Annotated in this window: 16 protein-coding genes; 8 read left to right on the top strand and 8 right to left on the bottom strand. The window is 68.7% G+C overall.

Annotated elements, in window-relative coordinates; genetic code table 11:
* The 5 genes from ACWDRB_RS33205 to ACWDRB_RS33185 are packed head-to-tail and all read right to left on the bottom strand — an operon-like array spanning position 1 to position 5,443.
* Positions 1-438 carry a GbsR/MarR family transcriptional regulator gene (locus ACWDRB_RS33205; protein WP_449900364.1) on the bottom strand — a complete coding sequence of 146 codons (438 nt, stop codon included), beginning with the start codon at positions 436-438 and terminating at the stop codon, positions 1-3.
* 54 nt (positions 439-492) lie between these two features.
* The gene (locus tag ACWDRB_RS33200) at positions 493-1,434 is read right to left on the bottom strand and encodes an ABC transporter substrate-binding protein (RefSeq protein WP_397368791.1); all 942 of its coding nucleotides are present in this window, start codon (positions 1,432-1,434) and stop codon (positions 493-495) included.
* A gap of 51 nt (positions 1,435-1,485) precedes the next feature.
* Complete coding sequence (locus ACWDRB_RS33195) at positions 1,486-2,457, bottom strand: ABC transporter substrate-binding protein (RefSeq protein WP_350730217.1); 972 nt, start codon at positions 2,455-2,457, stop codon at positions 1,486-1,488.
* The gene (locus ACWDRB_RS33190; protein ID WP_449900359.1) at positions 2,454-4,367 is read right to left on the bottom strand and encodes an ABC transporter permease; all 1,914 of its coding nucleotides are present in this window, start codon (positions 4,365-4,367) and stop codon (positions 2,454-2,456) included. The genes ACWDRB_RS33195 and ACWDRB_RS33190 overlap by 4 nt, the downstream gene beginning before the upstream one ends.
* The gene (locus ACWDRB_RS33185) at positions 4,364-5,443 is read right to left on the bottom strand and encodes a quaternary amine ABC transporter ATP-binding protein (protein ID WP_449900356.1); all 1,080 of its coding nucleotides are present in this window, start codon (positions 5,441-5,443) and stop codon (positions 4,364-4,366) included. The genes ACWDRB_RS33190 and ACWDRB_RS33185 overlap by 4 nt, the downstream gene beginning before the upstream one ends.
* A gap of 311 nt (positions 5,444-5,754) precedes the next feature.
* Between ACWDRB_RS33185 and ACWDRB_RS33180 the strand changes: the two genes are divergently transcribed.
* From ACWDRB_RS33180 to ACWDRB_RS33165, 4 genes are all read left to right on the top strand, one after another.
* On the top strand, positions 5,755-8,358 hold the full coding sequence (locus ACWDRB_RS33180; protein ID WP_449900354.1) for a nitrate- and nitrite sensing domain-containing protein: 2,604 nt from the start codon (positions 5,755-5,757) through the stop codon (positions 8,356-8,358).
* Complete coding sequence (locus ACWDRB_RS33175) at positions 8,355-8,774, top strand: roadblock/LC7 domain-containing protein (RefSeq protein WP_185071497.1); 420 nt, start codon at positions 8,355-8,357, stop codon at positions 8,772-8,774. The genes ACWDRB_RS33180 and ACWDRB_RS33175 overlap by 4 nt, the downstream gene beginning before the upstream one ends.
* 98 nt (positions 8,775-8,872) lie before the next feature.
* Positions 8,873-9,187, top strand: a complete 315-nt coding sequence (locus ACWDRB_RS33170; protein WP_355207361.1) for a DUF742 domain-containing protein — start codon at positions 8,873-8,875, stop codon at positions 9,185-9,187.
* Positions 9,168-9,734: a GTP-binding protein gene (locus ACWDRB_RS33165; protein WP_363962879.1), complete on the top strand. Its 567-nt coding sequence runs from the start codon at positions 9,168-9,170 to the stop codon at positions 9,732-9,734. The genes ACWDRB_RS33170 and ACWDRB_RS33165 overlap by 20 nt, the downstream gene beginning before the upstream one ends.
* On the opposite strand, the gene ACWDRB_RS33160 is transcribed toward ACWDRB_RS33165, so the two are convergent.
* Together ACWDRB_RS33160 and ACWDRB_RS33155 are read right to left on the bottom strand one after the other, a co-directional pair.
* A complete protein-coding gene (locus ACWDRB_RS33160; protein ID WP_449900351.1) occupies positions 9,735-10,694 on the bottom strand; it encodes an SIS domain-containing protein in 960 nt (319 codons plus the stop codon). It lies immediately after the preceding gene.
* Positions 10,691-11,719 carry a hypothetical protein gene (locus tag ACWDRB_RS33155; protein WP_449900348.1) on the bottom strand — a complete coding sequence of 343 codons (1,029 nt, stop codon included), beginning with the start codon at positions 11,717-11,719 and terminating at the stop codon, positions 10,691-10,693. Before ACWDRB_RS33155 ends, ACWDRB_RS33160 begins: the two co-directional genes overlap by 4 nt.
* Positions 11,720-11,973: 254 nt before the next feature.
* Here ACWDRB_RS33155 and ACWDRB_RS33150 point away from each other — a divergent pair, with 254 nt between their 5' ends.
* Genes ACWDRB_RS33150 through ACWDRB_RS33135 form a run of 4 tightly spaced genes read left to right on the top strand, consistent with a single transcriptional unit; the run spans position 11,974 to position 15,759 of the window.
* The gene (locus tag ACWDRB_RS33150) at positions 11,974-13,098 is read left to right on the top strand and encodes a polyamine ABC transporter substrate-binding protein (protein WP_350730231.1); all 1,125 of its coding nucleotides are present in this window, start codon (positions 11,974-11,976) and stop codon (positions 13,096-13,098) included.
* A 4-nt stretch (positions 13,099-13,102) separates the two neighbouring features.
* Positions 13,103-13,951 (top strand): ABC transporter permease, encoded by an 849-nt coding sequence (locus ACWDRB_RS33145; protein WP_350730233.1) that lies wholly within the window; start codon positions 13,103-13,105, stop codon positions 13,949-13,951.
* Positions 13,944-14,723 (top strand): ABC transporter permease, encoded by a 780-nt coding sequence (locus ACWDRB_RS33140; protein ID WP_355207130.1) that lies wholly within the window; start codon positions 13,944-13,946, stop codon positions 14,721-14,723. Before ACWDRB_RS33145 ends, ACWDRB_RS33140 begins: the two co-directional genes overlap by 8 nt.
* Positions 14,710-15,759 carry an ABC transporter ATP-binding protein gene (locus tag ACWDRB_RS33135; protein ID WP_350730237.1) on the top strand — a complete coding sequence of 350 codons (1,050 nt, stop codon included), beginning with the start codon at positions 14,710-14,712 and terminating at the stop codon, positions 15,757-15,759. The genes ACWDRB_RS33140 and ACWDRB_RS33135 overlap by 14 nt, the downstream gene beginning before the upstream one ends.
* Positions 15,760-15,761: 2 nt before the next feature.
* Here ACWDRB_RS33135 and ACWDRB_RS33130 read toward each other — a convergent pair whose 3' ends face one another.
* A complete protein-coding gene (locus tag ACWDRB_RS33130; protein ID WP_449900344.1) occupies positions 15,762-16,367 on the bottom strand; it encodes a TetR/AcrR family transcriptional regulator in 606 nt (201 codons plus the stop codon).
* Between the last annotated feature and the right edge of the window lie 83 nt (positions 16,368-16,450).

The raw sequence follows: 16,450 nt of genomic DNA, 5'->3' as shown, positions 1-16,450 counted from the left end.
TCACTGCACCCGGTCGGTGAGGAGGGCGATGGAGCGCTGGGCCGAGCGGATGCGCCGGATCCGCTCCTCGTCCTCCCCGCCCAGCTCCAGCCCCTCCTCCGCGATCTCCCCGAACGCGGCGAACGAGGCCAGCCGCTGCCGCACGACCTTCTCGAAGGCGTCGTCCTCGATGCGGTAGTACGTGGTGCGCTCGCCCGGCCGGGTGCGCCGCCGGACGAGGCCGATGGAGGTCAGCAGGCGCAGGTTGGACGTCATGGACGCCCGGCTGGCCCCGATCGCGTCGGCGATCTCGCCGGCGGACTGCTCGGCGGGGGTGCAGATCAGCAGCCAGCCCAGCACGCGGCCGGTGATGGGAGCCAGGCCCCAGGCGTCGCCGCAGAAAGTCGCCACGCGCTCGACCCACTCGAGCATCCGCTCGCGGTCGTCGGAAGGAGCCATGGGTTCAGTTTAGGCTGAAACAACTGTCACCCATGCCACCTCGATCGCCGGGCCTCAGCGCGGGATCCAGTCCTTCCACACGATCTTGTTGTCCCGCACCCACCGCTCGGCGGCCTGCTCGGCGGTCATCTTCTCGTTGATCATGTCGCTGGCCACGGAGTTCTGGTCGTCGTTGGTCCAGGTGAAGTTGCGGACCAGCTCGTACGCCTTGCCGCCGGTCTGCGCGAACTGCTTGCTGACGATCTTGTCGAGCAGATACGGCGGGTAGTCGCACGCGACCCGCTTGGCGTCGTCGTCGCAGCCGAGAGCGTAGGGCGGCAGCGCCACCTTGACCAGTTTGACCTTGGTGAACAGCCATTGCGGCTCGTAGAAATACAGCAGCAGCGGTGTCCGGTTCTTGGTGGCGAACTCGGCCGCTTTGATCAGCGCCGCCTCGCTGCCCGAGTAGACGACCTTGTAATTGAGCCCGAGGTTCTTGATGAGAACCTCGTCATTCGTCACGAACGTCGGATCTCCGTCCAGAACCTGTCCGGCATTTCCGGTTTTGTCGGTCCGGAAAAGGTGCGCGTACTTATTGAGGTTTCGGTAGTCCGTAATGTCGGGGTATTTCTTCACCATCCACTCGGGGACGTACCACCCGATGATGCCCTGGTTCCCCGTGAGCCCGGCCGACAGAGCGACCTTCTTCTGCTCGATGAACTTCTTTTTCAGGTCGTTGTGACCCCAGTTCTCGACGATCACATCGACCTTGCCGTCCTCGAAATCCTCCCAGGAATCGCCCTCCTTCATGGGCCGCTTGTGCACCGAGTAACCCAGCTCGTGTTCGAGCAGGTACGCCAGCACGGCGGCCTGGGCCTCGTACCCGACCCAGCCGTGGATGTCGATGTTGACGACGCCCTTCGACACCTTGGCGGAGCCGGGCTCCTCGCCGGAGCAGGCGGTCGTCAGCAGCAGGGCCGCGACCAGCGGCCCGACGAGCTTGTTCGTTCGCAACATGAGGGTCTCCCGGTGACCGCGGCCCCGCCCGGGGCCGCGGTCAAGAGGGCGTCACTTGGGGATCCAGGCCTGCCACTTGGCGGTGTTGGCCTCGATCCACTTCTTGGCGGCCTGCTCGCCGGTCAGGCCGTTGTTGGTCATGTCGTTGGCGACCGCGTTCTGGTCCTCGTTGGTCCAGCTGAAGTTCTTGACCAGCTCGTACGCCTTGCCGCCGGTGTCCGCGAACTTCTTGCTGACGATCTTGTCGAGGTCCATCTCCGGGTAGTCGCAGGCGACCTTCTTGGGGTCGGCGTCGCAGCCGTCGGTCCAGGCCGGCAGGTTCACGCGGACCAGGTCCACCTTGTCGAAGAGCCAGTGCGGCGTCCAGAAGTAGAACAGCAGCGCCTTCTGCTGCTCCTGCGCCTGCGTGGCGGACTTGAGCAGGGCCGCCTCGCTGCCGCCGGTGACGACCTTGTAGTTCAGCTTCAGGTTCTTGACCAGGGCCTCGTCGTTGGTGACGTAGCTGGGGTCACCGTCGAGGAGCTGGCCCTTGCCGCTGGACTCCGAGGTCTTGAACAGGGAGGCGTACTTGTTGAGGTTCTTGTAGTCGGTGATGTCCGGGTACTTGTCGGCCATCCACTTCGGTACGTACCAGCCGATGATGCCCTTGTTGCCGGTGGAGCCGGCCTCGGCCGCGACCTTCTTCTCCTCGATGAACTTCTTCTTCAGGTCCGGGTGGCCCCAGTTCTCGATGATGACGTCGACGTCGCCGGTCTCGAAGCCCTCCCAGGCGAGCTGCTCCTTGATCTCGGGCAGCTCGACGTTGTAGTGGAGCTCGTTCTTCAGCAGGTACGCGACGACGTTCGCGCTGGCCTCGTAGCCCACCCACGGGTTGATCGCGATCTTCACGGTCCCGGTGGCGGCGCTCGATCCGGAGGCCGCCGGGGCGGCGGAGGAGCTGGGAGAGGTCTCGACCTTGGCCCCGCCGCAACCGACAGCGGCGAGTCCAAGGGCGAGGAGGCCTGCGAGCAGGCGAATCTTCATGTGGATTTCCTTTTTCGGGGGGAGGGGCGCCTGTCGGCGCCCTGCGTGATGCGGTCGAGCATGACGCCGAGCAGCACGGTCGCGATGCCGGCCACGAAGCCCATGCCGAAGTCGGGTCGCTGGGAGAATCCGACGACCACGTCGTAGCCGAGGGCCCCCGCCCCGACCAGACCGCCGACGACCACCATGGCCAGCGTCATCACGATGCCCTGGTTGGCCGCGAGCAGGATCGCCCGCCTGGCCATGGGCAGCTGCACCTTCCACAGGAGCTGGCCCGAGGTCGAGCCCGCCGAGGTGGCCGCCTCGACGACCGTGGCGGGCACGCCCTTGATGCCGTCCTCGACCAGCCGCACCACCGGCGGCACCGCGTAGATGACGGAGGCGAAGATCGCCGTGAACCGGGTGGTCTCGAACAGCGCCAGCGCCGGCAGCAGGTAGACGAACGCCGGCATGGTCTGCGCGGCGTCGAGTATGGGCCGCTGCACGGCCGAATATCGCGGTGAGCGGGCCGCGGCCACGCCGAGCAGCAGGCCGGCGACCAGCGTGACGAACACCGCGACGACGACCGTGGTGAGCGTCTGCATGGTGTGCTCCCAGACGCCGAGCAGCGCGATGGCCAGCAGGCAGACGAGCGCCGTCAGCGCCGCGCGTACGCCGCTCACCCGCCAGGCGACGGCCAGCACCGCCAGGGCGACCAGCCACCACGGGGACGAGGTGAGCAGCGTCTCCAGCGGGTTGAGCAGGACGCCGGTCGTGAGGTCCTTGATGAACGTGGTCACCCCGTACCAGCTGGTCTCGGCCCAGCGGACGGCGTCGTTCACCTCGGCCACGAAGTTGACCGTGAGGCCGTCCGGCCACGTCCTGGGCAGCACGGGGATGAGCGCGACCCCGGCCACCGCCAGCACGCCGGCGGCGACGAGATCGACCGTGCGAAGCCTGGCATGCGGCCCGCGGTGGGCGATCGCCATCATGGTCCGGTCGAGCAGCACCGCCATGATGACGATGGCCACGCCCGCCGGGAGCATGATGCCGACCTGCGCCCGCGACAGGCCGCGGATGATGTCGCCGCCCAGGCCGGGCGCGGAGATCAGGTTGGCGATGACGACCATGGACAGGGCCATCATGATCGTCTGGTTGACCGCCAGCGCCATCGTCGACCTGGCCAGCGGCAGGTAGACCTTGAACAGCGTCTGCCGGCCCGTCGCGCCCAGCGAGCTGGACGCCTCGACGGCCGTGGGCGAGACCTCGGAGATGGCCAGCGCGGTGATCCGGATGGCCGGCGGGATCGAGTAGATCATCGTCGCGATGGCCCCGGCCGGGGCACCGATGTGGAAGAACAGCGCGAGCGGCGCCAGGTACGCGAACGTCGGCATGATCTGCATGACGTCCAGCACCGGCGTGATCACCCGCCGGACGCGGCCCGAGAGCCCGGCCCAGACGCCCAGCGGGATCCCGATCGCCAGCGACAGCAGCACCGAGACCGCGACCAGGGCCAGCGTGTCGACGCTCGACTGCCAGAGCCCCAGGAAGCCGAACGCGCTCACCCCCGCCACCGCGGCCAGCCCGATCCGCCGGCCGCCCGCCAGCCAGGCCAGCGCGCCCATGACGCCGGTGATGCCGGGCCAGCCGAGCGCGTACAGGACGGACTGGAAGAGGCCGTACAGCCAGCCCACGAAGAGCCGGATGTAGTTGAGGAAGTACAGGAAGAGCGGGTTGTCGTTGCGGTGGTCGTCGATCCACTCGCGCAGGTCGGTGACGGCCAGGAACTGCGGCGCCTCCTTGTCGTGCGGCAGTGTCGCCGTGCCGCGGAAGACCAGGTACGCCACCACGAAGAGGACCGCCACCCCCGAGGGGGCCGCCCACTTCGGCAACCTCAGCCGGGAAGGCGTGCTGACGGTTGTGGAGCTCATGCCTTCACCGTGACGTCCGCGCCGGACAGGAAGGTCAGCAGGTCCACGCGGTCCACGACGCCCACGAGGTCGTCGCCGTCCACCACCCTGATGGGGCGGGAGGAGGCGGACGAGGCGCTGATGGCGTCCATGATGAGCGTGGTGGCCGGTAGGACGGGCCCGTCCAGCGGCTCGCCGGGCTCGGGCTCGCGGCAGATCCAGCGCAGCGTCAGCACGTGGCTCCTGGGCACGTCGCGGACGAAGTCGGCCACGTAGTCGTCGGCGGGCGCGCCCACCAGCTCCTCCGCGGTGCCGAGCTGCACGATCGAGCCCGCCCGCATGATCGCGATCCGCTCGCCCAGCTTCAGCGCCTCGGACAGGTCGTGCGTGATGAACACCATCGTCTTGCCGACTTCCCGGTGCAGGCGGATCACCTCGGCCTGCATGTCGCGCCTGATCAGCGGGTCGAGCGCGCTGAACGGCTCGTCGAACAGCATCACCTGCGGGTCCACGGCCAGCGCGCGGGCCAGGCCGACGCGCTGCTGCATGCCGCCGGAGAGCTGGTCGGGGTAGGCGTCGGCGTAGCCGTCGAGGCCGACGAGGGAGAGGATCTCCGCCGCCCGCGCGTGCCTGGCCGCCTTGGCGGTGCCCTGGATCTCCAGCCCGTACGCCACGTTGTCGATCACCTTGCGGTGCGGCAGCAGGCCGAAATGCTGGAAGACCATGCTGACCTGGTGGCGGCGGATCTCCCGGAGCCGGGCGGGGGAGGCGCGGCCGATGTCCTCGCCGCCGATCCTGATCTCGCCCGCGCTGGGCTCGATCAGCCGGGTGAGGCAGCGTACGAGGGTGGACTTGCCGCTGCCGGACAGGCCCATGACCACGAAGACCTCGCCCGGTCGCACCTCGAAGCTCACGTCCCTGACGGCGGCGGTGCAGCCGGTCTTCTCTCTCAGTGCGGTCTGGTCGAGATGCCTGTCCTCGCTGTCCAGGACTTTCTGCGCCCTGGATCCGAAGATCTTCCAAAGGCCCTCAACAGTGATGGCCGCGCTGTCGGGAGAATCCCCCACCCTCGCCTCCTTCTTTGACCGCCACAACATATGGCGCGATTAACGGAAATCTCAACGCCGTGACACTCCAGAGACCTCCATGCTCCTGTGGTGTTATGGGATTGGAACGTACTAAAGCCCCACATAGGGACATTCAACTCTTTAAAGGGTTATTTCCCGCTTTCCGATCATGAATCATGGAGCTCCAGGTTTTGGCACTTGAGTCACACGAGTCGCTTTTTGTAGCGTTATGTTCGGGTGGGCCACACTGCTGTGGGATGTGTTCTAATTGGCCGGCACTTAGCTGATTTCCCATGGGACACAGCCCCCTCAAATACGCCGATTCGGGCGAGGTGCGTTCGGTGACTACAGCGTTGGGTGAGAGGCAGGCCAGTAACGGCAACTGGCGGCTGAGCAATTGGCGCGTCCGCGCGCGCCTTGTCGCCCTCATCCTGATCCCGACGGCCGCCGCCGTCCTGCTCGGCGGCATCCAGGTGCTCGCCAGGACGTCCGCCGCCGGTGACTACGCGCGTACCAACCAGTTCGCCCAGCTCTCCGCCGAGCTGGGCGCGCTCACCCACCAGGTCGCGGCCGAGCGGGCCACGACCGCCTGGTACATCGCGCGCAACCGGCCGGCGGGCATGCTCTCCACGGTGCAGGCCCAGATGGACCAGGCCGACCTGGCCGTCAGGCAGGTACGCGGCACCGCCGGGCAACTGCTGACCGAGGTCAGCGGCCGTAGCGCCGACCAGCTCGAGAACCTGCTCAGCCGCCTGGACGACCTGACCGCCCTGCGCAAGCAGGCGCTGGAGGCCAACCTGCTGCCGGGCCCCGCCGTCGAGCTCTACACGACCGTGATCGGCGACCTGCTCTCCGTCCACAACGAGCTGATCAAGGACAGCGTGGACGACGAGCTGTTCCGCCAGACCCGCATGCTGAACGCCCTGGCCAGGGCGAAGGAGAGCGTCTCCTACCAGCAGGCGCTGGTCACCGCGGTGCTCGTCGAGGGCGCGTTCGACCAGGACCAGCTCAAGCGCTTCCTCGGCGAGCAGTCCAAGGAGCTGAACGAGCGCAAGGCGTACTCGACCGAGGCCACCGCCGACGAGCGCCGCTTCTTCGACGAGACCGTCAACGGCAGGTCCGCCGACCGCATGCTGTTCCTGCGCGAGCTGGTGCTGATCAGGAGCACGAAGGGGCTGCCGCTGCGCGGCCTCGACCTGAGCAAGCGCGACGACGCCAAGGAGTGGTTCGACGCGGCCAACGTGGTCGTCGACTCCATGCGCGAGGTCGAGGAGCGCCAGGCCCAGGGCATCGTGGCACGCAGCGAGGCGCTCAGCGCGGACGAGCGGCAGCAGGCGTTCGTGGCCGCGGGCGCCGTGCTCGCGCTGCTCGTGGCGGTCCTGCTCATCACCACCGGGGTGGCCAGGTCGCTCGTGCGGCCGCTGCGCCGCCTGCGCGGCGAGGCGCTGGAGATCGCGGGCAGGCGGCTGCCGGACTTCGTCCAGCACCTGCGCGAGTCCCGCGACGGCGCCGTCCAGGCCGAGGTCCCGCCCATCGGGATCTTCTCCAGGGACGAGGTCGGCGAGGTCGCCCGCGCGTTCGACGAGGTGCACCGCGAGGCCGTACGGCTGGCGGGCGACGAGGCCAAGCTGCGGGCGAACGTCAACGCCATGTTCGTCAACCTGTCCAGGCGCAGCCAGACGCTGGTCGAGCGGCAGCTCACGCTGATCGAGCGGCTGGAGCGCGGCGAGCGCGACGACACCAGGCTCGGCGACCTGTTCAAGCTCGACCACCTGGCCACCCGCATGCGCCGCAACAGCGAGAACCTCCTGGTCCTGGCCGGCCAGGAGGCGGCCCGCAAGTGGAGCGAGCCGGTCGAGCTGATGGACATCGTCCGGGCCGCGCTCGGCGAGGTCGAGAGCTACGACCGGGTCAGCATCCAGGTCCAGTCGGACGTCGCCATCGCCGGCCAGGCGGTCACCGACGTGGTGCACCTGCTGGCCGAGCTGGTCGAGAACGCGGTCTCGTTCTCCTCGCGGGACACCAAGGTCATCATCTCCAGCAGCCGCATCGACACCGGCTCGCTGATGTTGTCGGTCACCGACCACGGGATCGGCATGAGCGCCGAGGAGCTGGCCGAGGCCAACTGGCGGCTGGCGAACCCGCCCGTCGTGGACGTGTCGGTGTCGCGGCGCATGGGCCTGTTCGTGGTCGGCCGGCTGGCCCTGCGGCACAGCATCCGCGTCCAGTTGCGCATGCAGGACATCGGCGGGCTGACCGCCATGGTGCTGATCCCGCCCGCGCTGCTCACGGCCGTGTCGGGCGCGATGCCGGGTGCGGTGCCCGTGCCGGCGCGCATCCCGGTGCCCAGGCAGGCCCACCCGCCGACACCGGCCGCGCCCTTCCCGGGACACCCGTCCTTCGGGACCCTGCCGCCCGCCGACCCTTTTCCCGGGCCCCCGCGCGGGCCCTCGTACGGGCATCCGTCGCTGGACATCGTGCCCGCGGCGCCCGAGCCGTCGTCCTGGTTCAGCTCGTCTCAGGCGTACTCGGTTGAGCAGCTACCGCCGGACCTGGGCGGGCCGGCGGACTCCTACCCGTCGTTCGCCACCCCGCCGGCGCCGTCCAAGGACGAGGAGTTCCTGCCCATCTACTCCGCCGTCGAGGGGAGCGGCTGGTTCACCAAGACGACGCCCACGGCCGACCACCGCGACCCGGCCTGGTCCTCACCCGCCGATGAGGGCTGGCAGGCGGCCGGCGCGGCCGCCGAACCGGCGCAGAACGGCATGACCAACTCCGGCTTGCCCAAGCGGACCCCGAGAGCGAATCTGGTACCGGGCACCGCGAGTCCGAAACCCCCGACCGCTTCCGCTCCTCCGGTGTCGCCCGACCGGTTGCGCAACAGGCTGGCCAGCTACCAGCAGGGTGTGCGCAAGGGTCGCGCCGAGCTCGAGGAGGACTCATGAAGGAGCTCAGCCAGGCGGCCAGGGACATGAACTGGCTGGTCAGCAGCTTCGTCGACGAGGTCCCCGGCGTGGCGCACGCGGTGGTCGTGTCCGCCGACGGGCTGCCGATGGCGTACTCCAGGGGCTTCCCGAAAGACCGCGCCGACCAGCTGGCCGCGATCGCGGCCGGGCTCGTCAGCCTCACGCAGGGGTCGGCGCGCGTGTTCGAAGGCGGCGGGGTCACCCAGACGCTCGTCGAGATGGACCGCGGCCTGCTGCTGGTCATGTCGATCAGCGACGGATCCTGCCTGGCGGTGCTGGCCGCGCCCGACTGCGACATGGGCCTGGTGGCCTATCAGATGACGATCCTGGTCGAGCGCGCCGGGCAGGTGCTCACGCCTGCCGTGCGGGCGGAACTGTCGGCGGCGCGTCCGTAATGGATCCCGCTGCGGCCGGACAGACAGGGTGATGGGAGTAGACGTTGGCATCGTGGCACAACGATGAACCGGAGCCGGAGCGCAGCTCGCTCGTCCGGATGTACGCCGTCACCGGTGGCAGGACGACTCCTCGTACGGAGCTCGCCATGGAGGCCCTGGTATCGTCGGCCACCTCGGTACGACTCGGCATGACGTACACCCGTGAATATCGCGCGATCAGCGAGCTGTGCCGGCAGGTGCGCTCCGTGGCGGAGATCTCCGCGCTGCTGGGCGTTCCTCTCGGGGTGGCGAGGGTGCTGGTGGCCGATATGGAGGCGGATGGGCTGGTGAGGGTGTACCAGCCCCAGCTGGACGCGGGCCTTCCCGACAGGGGCCTGCTCGAAAGGGTATTGAGTGGACTTCGCAGGCTCTAGCCGGCTCACCTCCACGAAGATCGTCGTGGCGGGCGGGTTCGGTGTAGGGAAGACCACGTTCGTGGGCTCCGTGTCCGAGATCATGCCGCTGACCACGGAGGCGGTGATGACGGACGCGTCCGAGGGCATCGACGACATCGGGCTCACGCCGGGCAAGACCACCACCACCGTGGCCATGGACTTCGGACGGCTCTCGCTGGACCAGGACCTGATCCTCTATCTGTTCGGCACGCCGGGGCAGCACCGGTTCTGGTTCATGTGGGACGACCTCGTACGCGGCGCCATCGGGGCCGTGGTGCTGGTGGACTCGCGGCGGCTGGCCGACAGCTTCCCGGCCATCGACTACTTCGAGGAGTCCGGCATCCCGTTCGTCATCGGGGTGAACGGCTGGGACGGGGTGTTCCCGCACAGCGAGAGCGAGGTGCGGGAGGCGCTCACGCTCTCCCCGCACATACCGGTCATCCGCACCGACGCGCGGGCGCGGCCGGCGGTCAGGAACACCCTCATCGCGCTCGTCGAGCACGCGCTCGCCGCGCGGGCCCACTGACTACCGCGCCGACCACCAATTCCCGGCGACCAGCTCGGCCACCAGCGTCTCGGTGAGCAGGGCGACGTCCGGGTCGTCGTCGTGCGCGTACCTGACGGCGGCCCTGGCGTCCTTCACCTCGCCACCCACCGTGACCACCGTGGAGCCGCGCTCGCGCACCCAGTCCATGGCCTGCTCGGTGTAGCGGGAGCCGGGGTAGAGCAGCGCGCGGTAGTCGAGGGTCTTGGTGAGGTAGACGTCCACGTGTGCCCAGTCGCCCGTCTCGCACGCGTCGGCGGGCCGGCGCGGGCCCTCGCGGAACATCAGCGCCGACTGCTCGGCCGACGACAGCCGCTCGGCGGGGGCGACGGTGTAGACGCCGCGGTCGCCGTCCAGCAGCTCCATGGTCATGGGGAGCCACTCGTCCCTCCTGTCCAGGAGGTCCGTCGTGGCCTCGGCGGCCCGCTCCAGCAGCTTCGGCAGGTCGCGGCCCGTCCCGGTGAGGTGGGCCTCCAGGGCCAGGAGGAGGGCCAGGGTGTGCTGGAACGTACGGCAGGCGACGCCGCCGCGCTCCTCGCCCGCGCGCATGTCGACCACCAGGTCGGCCCGCTCGGCGAGAGGGGAGCCCTGGATGTTGGTGAGCGCCGCCAGGTAGGACGGGCCGCCCGTGTACCGTTCCACGGCGTCGAGGGTCTCCCTGCTCGAACCGCCGGCCGAGATCGGGACGACCAGGGTGTCCGCGGCGGCCGGGTAGGTGGCCTCCGCGGAGGCGTAGTCGGCGTACGCGTCCACGCCCGCCCGGCGCAGGCGCAGCGCCGCCACGCCCGCGGCGTACCGGGAGCTGCCCATGCCCAGGAAGAGCACCCGGGTCAGGCCCGAGGGGAGCGCCGCGAACGGGTTCTCCTCCCTCAGGGAGGCGGCCAGGCTCCTGAGCGCCGCCGGCTTGGCCTCCAGGTCGGACAGGTAGAGCTCGGAATTCACGTGATGTTCTCCTCTTGGTACCAGGTGCGCAGGACGCCCATGGGGGCGTAGCGCCAGCGGGGCAGGTGGCGGGCGGCGTAGATGAGCTCGCGGCACTCCTGCTCCACCTCGAACGGCCGGACCAGTCTCTCGTCGAGCAGGTCCGGCCGGTCCTTCTCGGCCAGGCGGGCCCTGTAGGCGGCCAGCAGCCCGGCGCGGGCCTCGGCTGCCCAGGCCGCCGCCGCGCCGGGGTCGGTGCCCCTCCGCTTGATCGCCACCTGGGCCACGTGCTCGATGCTCGTGGTGAGCTGGGCCACGTCCCTGGCGGCCGGCTGGCGCGGGTCGGCGTCGGCGACGGTGGGGTTGCCGTCGAAGTCGATCACCGCGTAGCCGTCCCGCCATTTGAGGATCTGTCCCACGTGCAGGTCGCCGTGGATCCTGATGCAGGGGCCGGTGATCGGCTCCTGGAGGGCGGCCAGCTCGCGCCGGATCGCCGGGGTCCGCGTGGCCAGCCACGCGCCGTCCTCGCCGTCCGTGAGCGCGAGCGCCTCCGCGAGCGCGGACTCCGCCCTGGCCGCCGTACCCGCGGCGCCGGGCTCCTGCGCGGGGGTGGGGAGCGTGGCGAGAGCGAGGTGCAGGTCGGCGGCGAGGCGGCCGAGGACGGGGGCGAAGTCCGTGGCGCCGGCCTCGGCCTCGTCGACGCACCACTCCCAGCCGTCGCGGGCCTCCGGAAGGTAGCCCGTGACCAGGGCCAGGAGCTGCTCGTTCCCGTCCACAGCGCGGGTCAGGGCCGCGTAAGGGGGTGCTGTGTCGTTGAACCCCGCCTCAACGAGGTGAGCGAAGACCTCTGGGGTGGGGTGGGGCAGGGGGACGGGTGGGGTGATCCACTTGACGACGACCTTCTCGTCGACGATCACCGAGTAGTTCGTCTGATCCACGTGCGCGCCGAACTCCCGCTCACCTGGGGCCCCAGTGTGGAGATCTCCAAGGCTGTACGAGAGGGTGGGCAGCGGGAGGAAGCGCCGCACCGCGAACGGCGGCGGCACCTCACCCTCCAGCAGCGGGAGAAGTGTGGCGCTGACACCCCGGTCTCGGGCCGTGAGGGGCCTCTCACCGAGAGAGAGCAGCCGATCTGCTATTGAATCCCAATTCAACTCGTAGACCAAACTTCCAGGTAGCAATGTCAGCAAAAGTCTTGCTCATGTTGATTTCCCCTGCAACACTCCTGCTCTGGTCTGCTGTGTCCGGTAAGGTCGCGCGACCCCTCAAAACTGCACAAAATCCAGAAGGAGTAGCGGCCGTGTCCCGTATCCGGTTCACCCGTCGTCTCCCGGTCGCTGTCACAGCGGCCGGCCTCGCGCTCGCCGTCGCGGCGTGCGGCGGTGAGTCGTCGACCAGCTCAGAAGGCACGACGCCGGCGGCGGCGGACCAGCTCAAGCCCAACGCGGACCTGTCGCAGCAGACGCTCCAGATCACCGTCTGGCCGGGCTACACCCCCGAGGAGCTGCCGGCGAAGGTCAAGGCGAAGCTCAAGGTCAAGGACATCAAGGTCGCCCTGCACGACACCAACGAGATCGCGATGACCAAGCTCACCGCCCCCGGTGACAGTGGCATCGACGTGGCGTTCGTGTCCGGCCAGTACGCCCAGGCGCTCAACGCGGCGGGCCTGCTGGAGCCGATCCACCCCGAGCTGATCCCCAACCTGGCCAACCTCTACCCGGAGGCCACCCAGCTCTCCTACGACAAGGGCAACAAGTACTCGGTGCCCTACACCTGGGGCACGACCGGCATCTGCTACCGCTCCGACCTGGTGAAGTCCGAGCCGACGAGTTGGAACGATCTGCTCAAGCCCCCGGCCTGGGCCGACAAGAAGGTCACCATGATGACCACCGAGCGCTGGCTCGCGCTGCCCGCGCTCAAGGCCCTCGGCTACTCGGTCAACACCGACAAGGACGACGAGATCGCCAAGGCCAAGGACCTCCTCGTCGCGCAGAAGCCCCACCTGCTCACCTACGACGACACCACGTTCGGCGACAAGCTGAAGTCCGGCGAGGCCGTCATGGTCGAGGCGTGGGACGGCTGGTGCCCGACCACGGACCCGAAGGGCAACATCAAGTTCAAGGTGCCGAAGGAGGGCAGCGACCTCTGGGTGGACACCATGGTGATCATGAAGTCCTCCAAGAACAAGGAGGCCGCGCACGCCTTGATCAACTACATCCTCGACCCCGAGATCCACAGCTGGGCCGCCGAGAACATCAACTACAAGGTCCCGAACAAGGCCGCCATGGAGCGGGTGCAGGTCGCCAAGGGCTCGCTGCTGGACATCAAGCCCGCCGAGCTGCTCAACGGTGAGTCGATCATCGACCTGGGCCAGGCGTCGACCAAGTTCACGCGCCTGTCGACCGAAATCACGGCGCAGCAGTAAAGCGGTGAAGTCTGAGGTCAAGGCCCGGCCGGCGTCCAAGGGACGCCGGCTGGGCGCGTTCGTTTTCCTGTCACCCGGCGTCACCTATCTGATCGTGCTGCTGCTGGTGCCGCTCGCGCTGGTGCTCAGCAACACGGTGTTCCAGCGCGGCCGCTTCGGCGGCGTCGTCTACGAGTTCACCACCGAGAACTTCGAGCGCCTGGTCGATCCGCTCTACCTCGGCGTGGTGGGCACCTCGCTGAAGATCGCGACCCTGACGACGCTGATCGCACTGCTGATCGGCTATCCGACGGCCTACCTGATCGCCCAACTGCCGCCGAAGTGGAAGACGGTGGCGCTGGTCGCCATCGTGCTGCCGTTCTGGACGAACTTCATCATCCGCGTGTACGCCTGGATCATCCTGCTGAGCGGTCCCGGCGTGGTCAACTCGCTGCTGGGCACGGACCTGGAGCTGCTCTACAAGCAGGGCACGATCGTCACCGGGCTGCTCTACTCGTACCTGCCGCTGATGGTGCTGCCGCTCTACTCCGCCATCGAGCGGCTCGACCCGCAGCTCAGGGAGGCCTCGGCCAACCTGGGCGCCTCGGCGTTCACCACCTTCAGGAAGGTCACGCTGCCGATGACGGTCCCGGGCGTGATGACCGGGTGCCTGTTCGTGTTCGTGCCGAGCTTCGGCAACTTCGTCATCCCCGAGATCCTCGGCGGCAGCAAGTCGATCATGGTGGGCAATCTGATCCGCGACCAGTTCCTGAAGGCCCGCGACTGGCCGTTCGGCTCGACGCTCGCGCTGGCGCTCATCGCGGTGCTGATCGTGCTGCTCATCGTGCAGGCCAGGGTGGCGCGCCGTGCGTAGGTCAAAGCTCCTGTACGTCCCGTTCTGGGCCACGTACGTCTTCCTGTACCTGCCGATCGTCGTGCTCGTCGTCATGTCGTTCAACTCCGGCAAGTCGGCGTACACGTACGAGGGCTTCAGCCTCAAGTGGTACGGCGAGCTGGTCAACGACAAGCTGGTCAGGGACGGCCTGGTCAACACGCTGATCGTGGCCACCGGCTCCACGGTGATCGCCACCGTGCTCGGCACGCTGCTGGCCGTCGGGCTGGCCCGGCACACCAGGTCCAAGACCCTGGACGCCATCGCGCTCATGCCGGCGGTCCTGCCCGACCTGGTGATCGCGATCGGCCTGCTGCTGTTCTACGGCCTGATCCAGCTCACGCTCGGCCTGTACTCGGTGATCCTCGCCCACGGCCTGTTCGCGATGGCGTTCGTGGCCGCGGTGGTGCGCACCAGGCTGACCAACTCCGACACCTCGCTGGAGGAGGCCTCGCGGGATCTGGGCGCGGGGCCGGTCACGACGTTCTTGAAGATCACGCTTCCGCAGCTGACGCCGGGCATCGTCGCCGGCGCGCTGCTGGCGTTCACGCTGTCGCTGGACGAGTTCGTGATCGCGTTCTTCACGATCGGCAACAGCGACCAGACGCTGCCGATCGTGATCTATTCGATGATCCGTTTCGGGGTCACCCCGAAGATCAACGCGCTGGCCGCGATCCTGCTCCTCGTGAGCTTCACGGCGGTGATCGCCGGGCAGCGCATGACGAAGATCGGGGAGAGACGTGCTCAGGATTGACGGGATCACCCGCAGGTTCGGGGAGGTCACGGCGCTCGACGAGGTGTCGCTGGAGATCGGCCAGGGCGAGTTCTTCGCCCTGCTCGGCCCTTCGGGCTGCGGCAAGACCACGCTGCTGCGCATCATCGCCGGGTTCGAGACGCCCGACCGGGGCACGGTGACGCTGGACGGCGAGGACCTGCTGTCCAAGCAGCCGAACCGGCGGCCGATCAGCCTCATGTTCCAGTCGTACGCGCTGTTCCCCCACATGACCGTGGCCAAGAACGTGGCCTACGGCCTGGAGCGCGAGCGGCTGCCCCGCCAGGAGGTGAAGCAGCGGGTCGGCGAGGTGCTGGAGACCGTCGGGCTGTCGGCGCACGCGGACCGCAAGCCCGCCCAGCTCTCCGGCGGCCAGCGGCAGCGGGTCGCTCTGGCGCGTTCCATCGTCAAGCGGCCCCGCCTGCTGCTGCTCGACGAGCCGCTGTCGGCCCTGGACAAGAAGGTCCGCGCCGACATGCAGCTGGAGCTCAAGCGGCTGCAGCACGAGGTGGGCATCACGTTCGTGGTGGTCACGCACGACCAGGAGGAGGCCATGTCGCTGGCCGACCGCATCGCGGTCTTCGACAGCGGCAAGGTGCGGCAGGTGGACGAGCCGATCGCGCTCTACGAGCGGCCCCGCACGGCGTTCGTGGCCGACTTCGTCGGCGCCAACAACCTCTTCCACGGCACGGCCAGCGGCCTCGACGGCATCAAGACCGAGGACTTCGGCATGCTGGCCGGCGCCCCGCTCGAAGAGCTCGAGGCGGGCGCCAAGGCGCTGCTGGCGATCCGGCCGGAGAAGGTCGAGCTGGCCGGCGAGAGCGCCACCCGCGGCCTCAAGGGCAGCGTCCTGGACGTCAGCTTCTACGGAGGCGTGTCGCACATCTCCGTGGACGTGCCGGGCCACGTCAAGCCGGTGCTGGTCGCCGTGCAGGGCGCGAGCACGGTGAAGGCGGGCGCGAAGGTCAAGGTGCGCTGGAAGGCCGAGGACGCGGTCATCATGGCGGTCGACCGGTGAGCTCAGCGGGCCAGGTCGTTGCCCGTGGCAGCGCGGGCGTACGAGAGGATCAGCTCGGCCGCCTCGGCCGGGCCGATCACCGGGTGCCTGGCCGTGATGCGGTAGCCGTACGCGTCCTCCAGCGCCACCAGGTTGCGGGCGATCGTCAGCGAGTCGGCGCTCAGCCTGAACACCCCCAGCGCGGCGCCGGTGTCCAGGACCGCCTGGTACATCGAGACCTGGCGGTCGTAGAGGGAGGTGAGCAGCACGCCGTAGACCCGGTTGCGGCCCGCGGCCCCGCCCAGCTCGTTGAGCAGGCGGACATCGGGGTCGAGCGACCCGGTCGGCAGCCCGGACTTGATCGTGAGCACCAGCTTCTCGACCGGGTCGGTGAGGGTGGTGAGCTGCCGCACGCGCTGCTCGTAGAAACGTTCCATGCCCGCGTGCTGCGCCTCGACCAGCAGCTCGCTGAGGTCGGGATAGTGGTAGAGCACCGCGCCGGAGGTCAGACCGGCCTCCTCGGCGACGTGCGAGAGCTGTACGCCGTCGATGCCGTGACGGATGATGGCTTTGCGCGCGGCCTCGATCAAGTCGATGCGCCGGTCACTACGGCTCTTACGCTGAGCCACCCCCACCGCCTTCACTCGTTTGGCTGCTGTTCAGTTAGCCGTGACCATAGTGCCCGTTACTTGACCTTCACGCTAGATCAGTT

It is taken from the genome of Nonomuraea sp. NPDC003707, from assembly GCF_053587055.1.
This window is presented reverse-complemented; position numbering and strand designations above follow the sequence as displayed.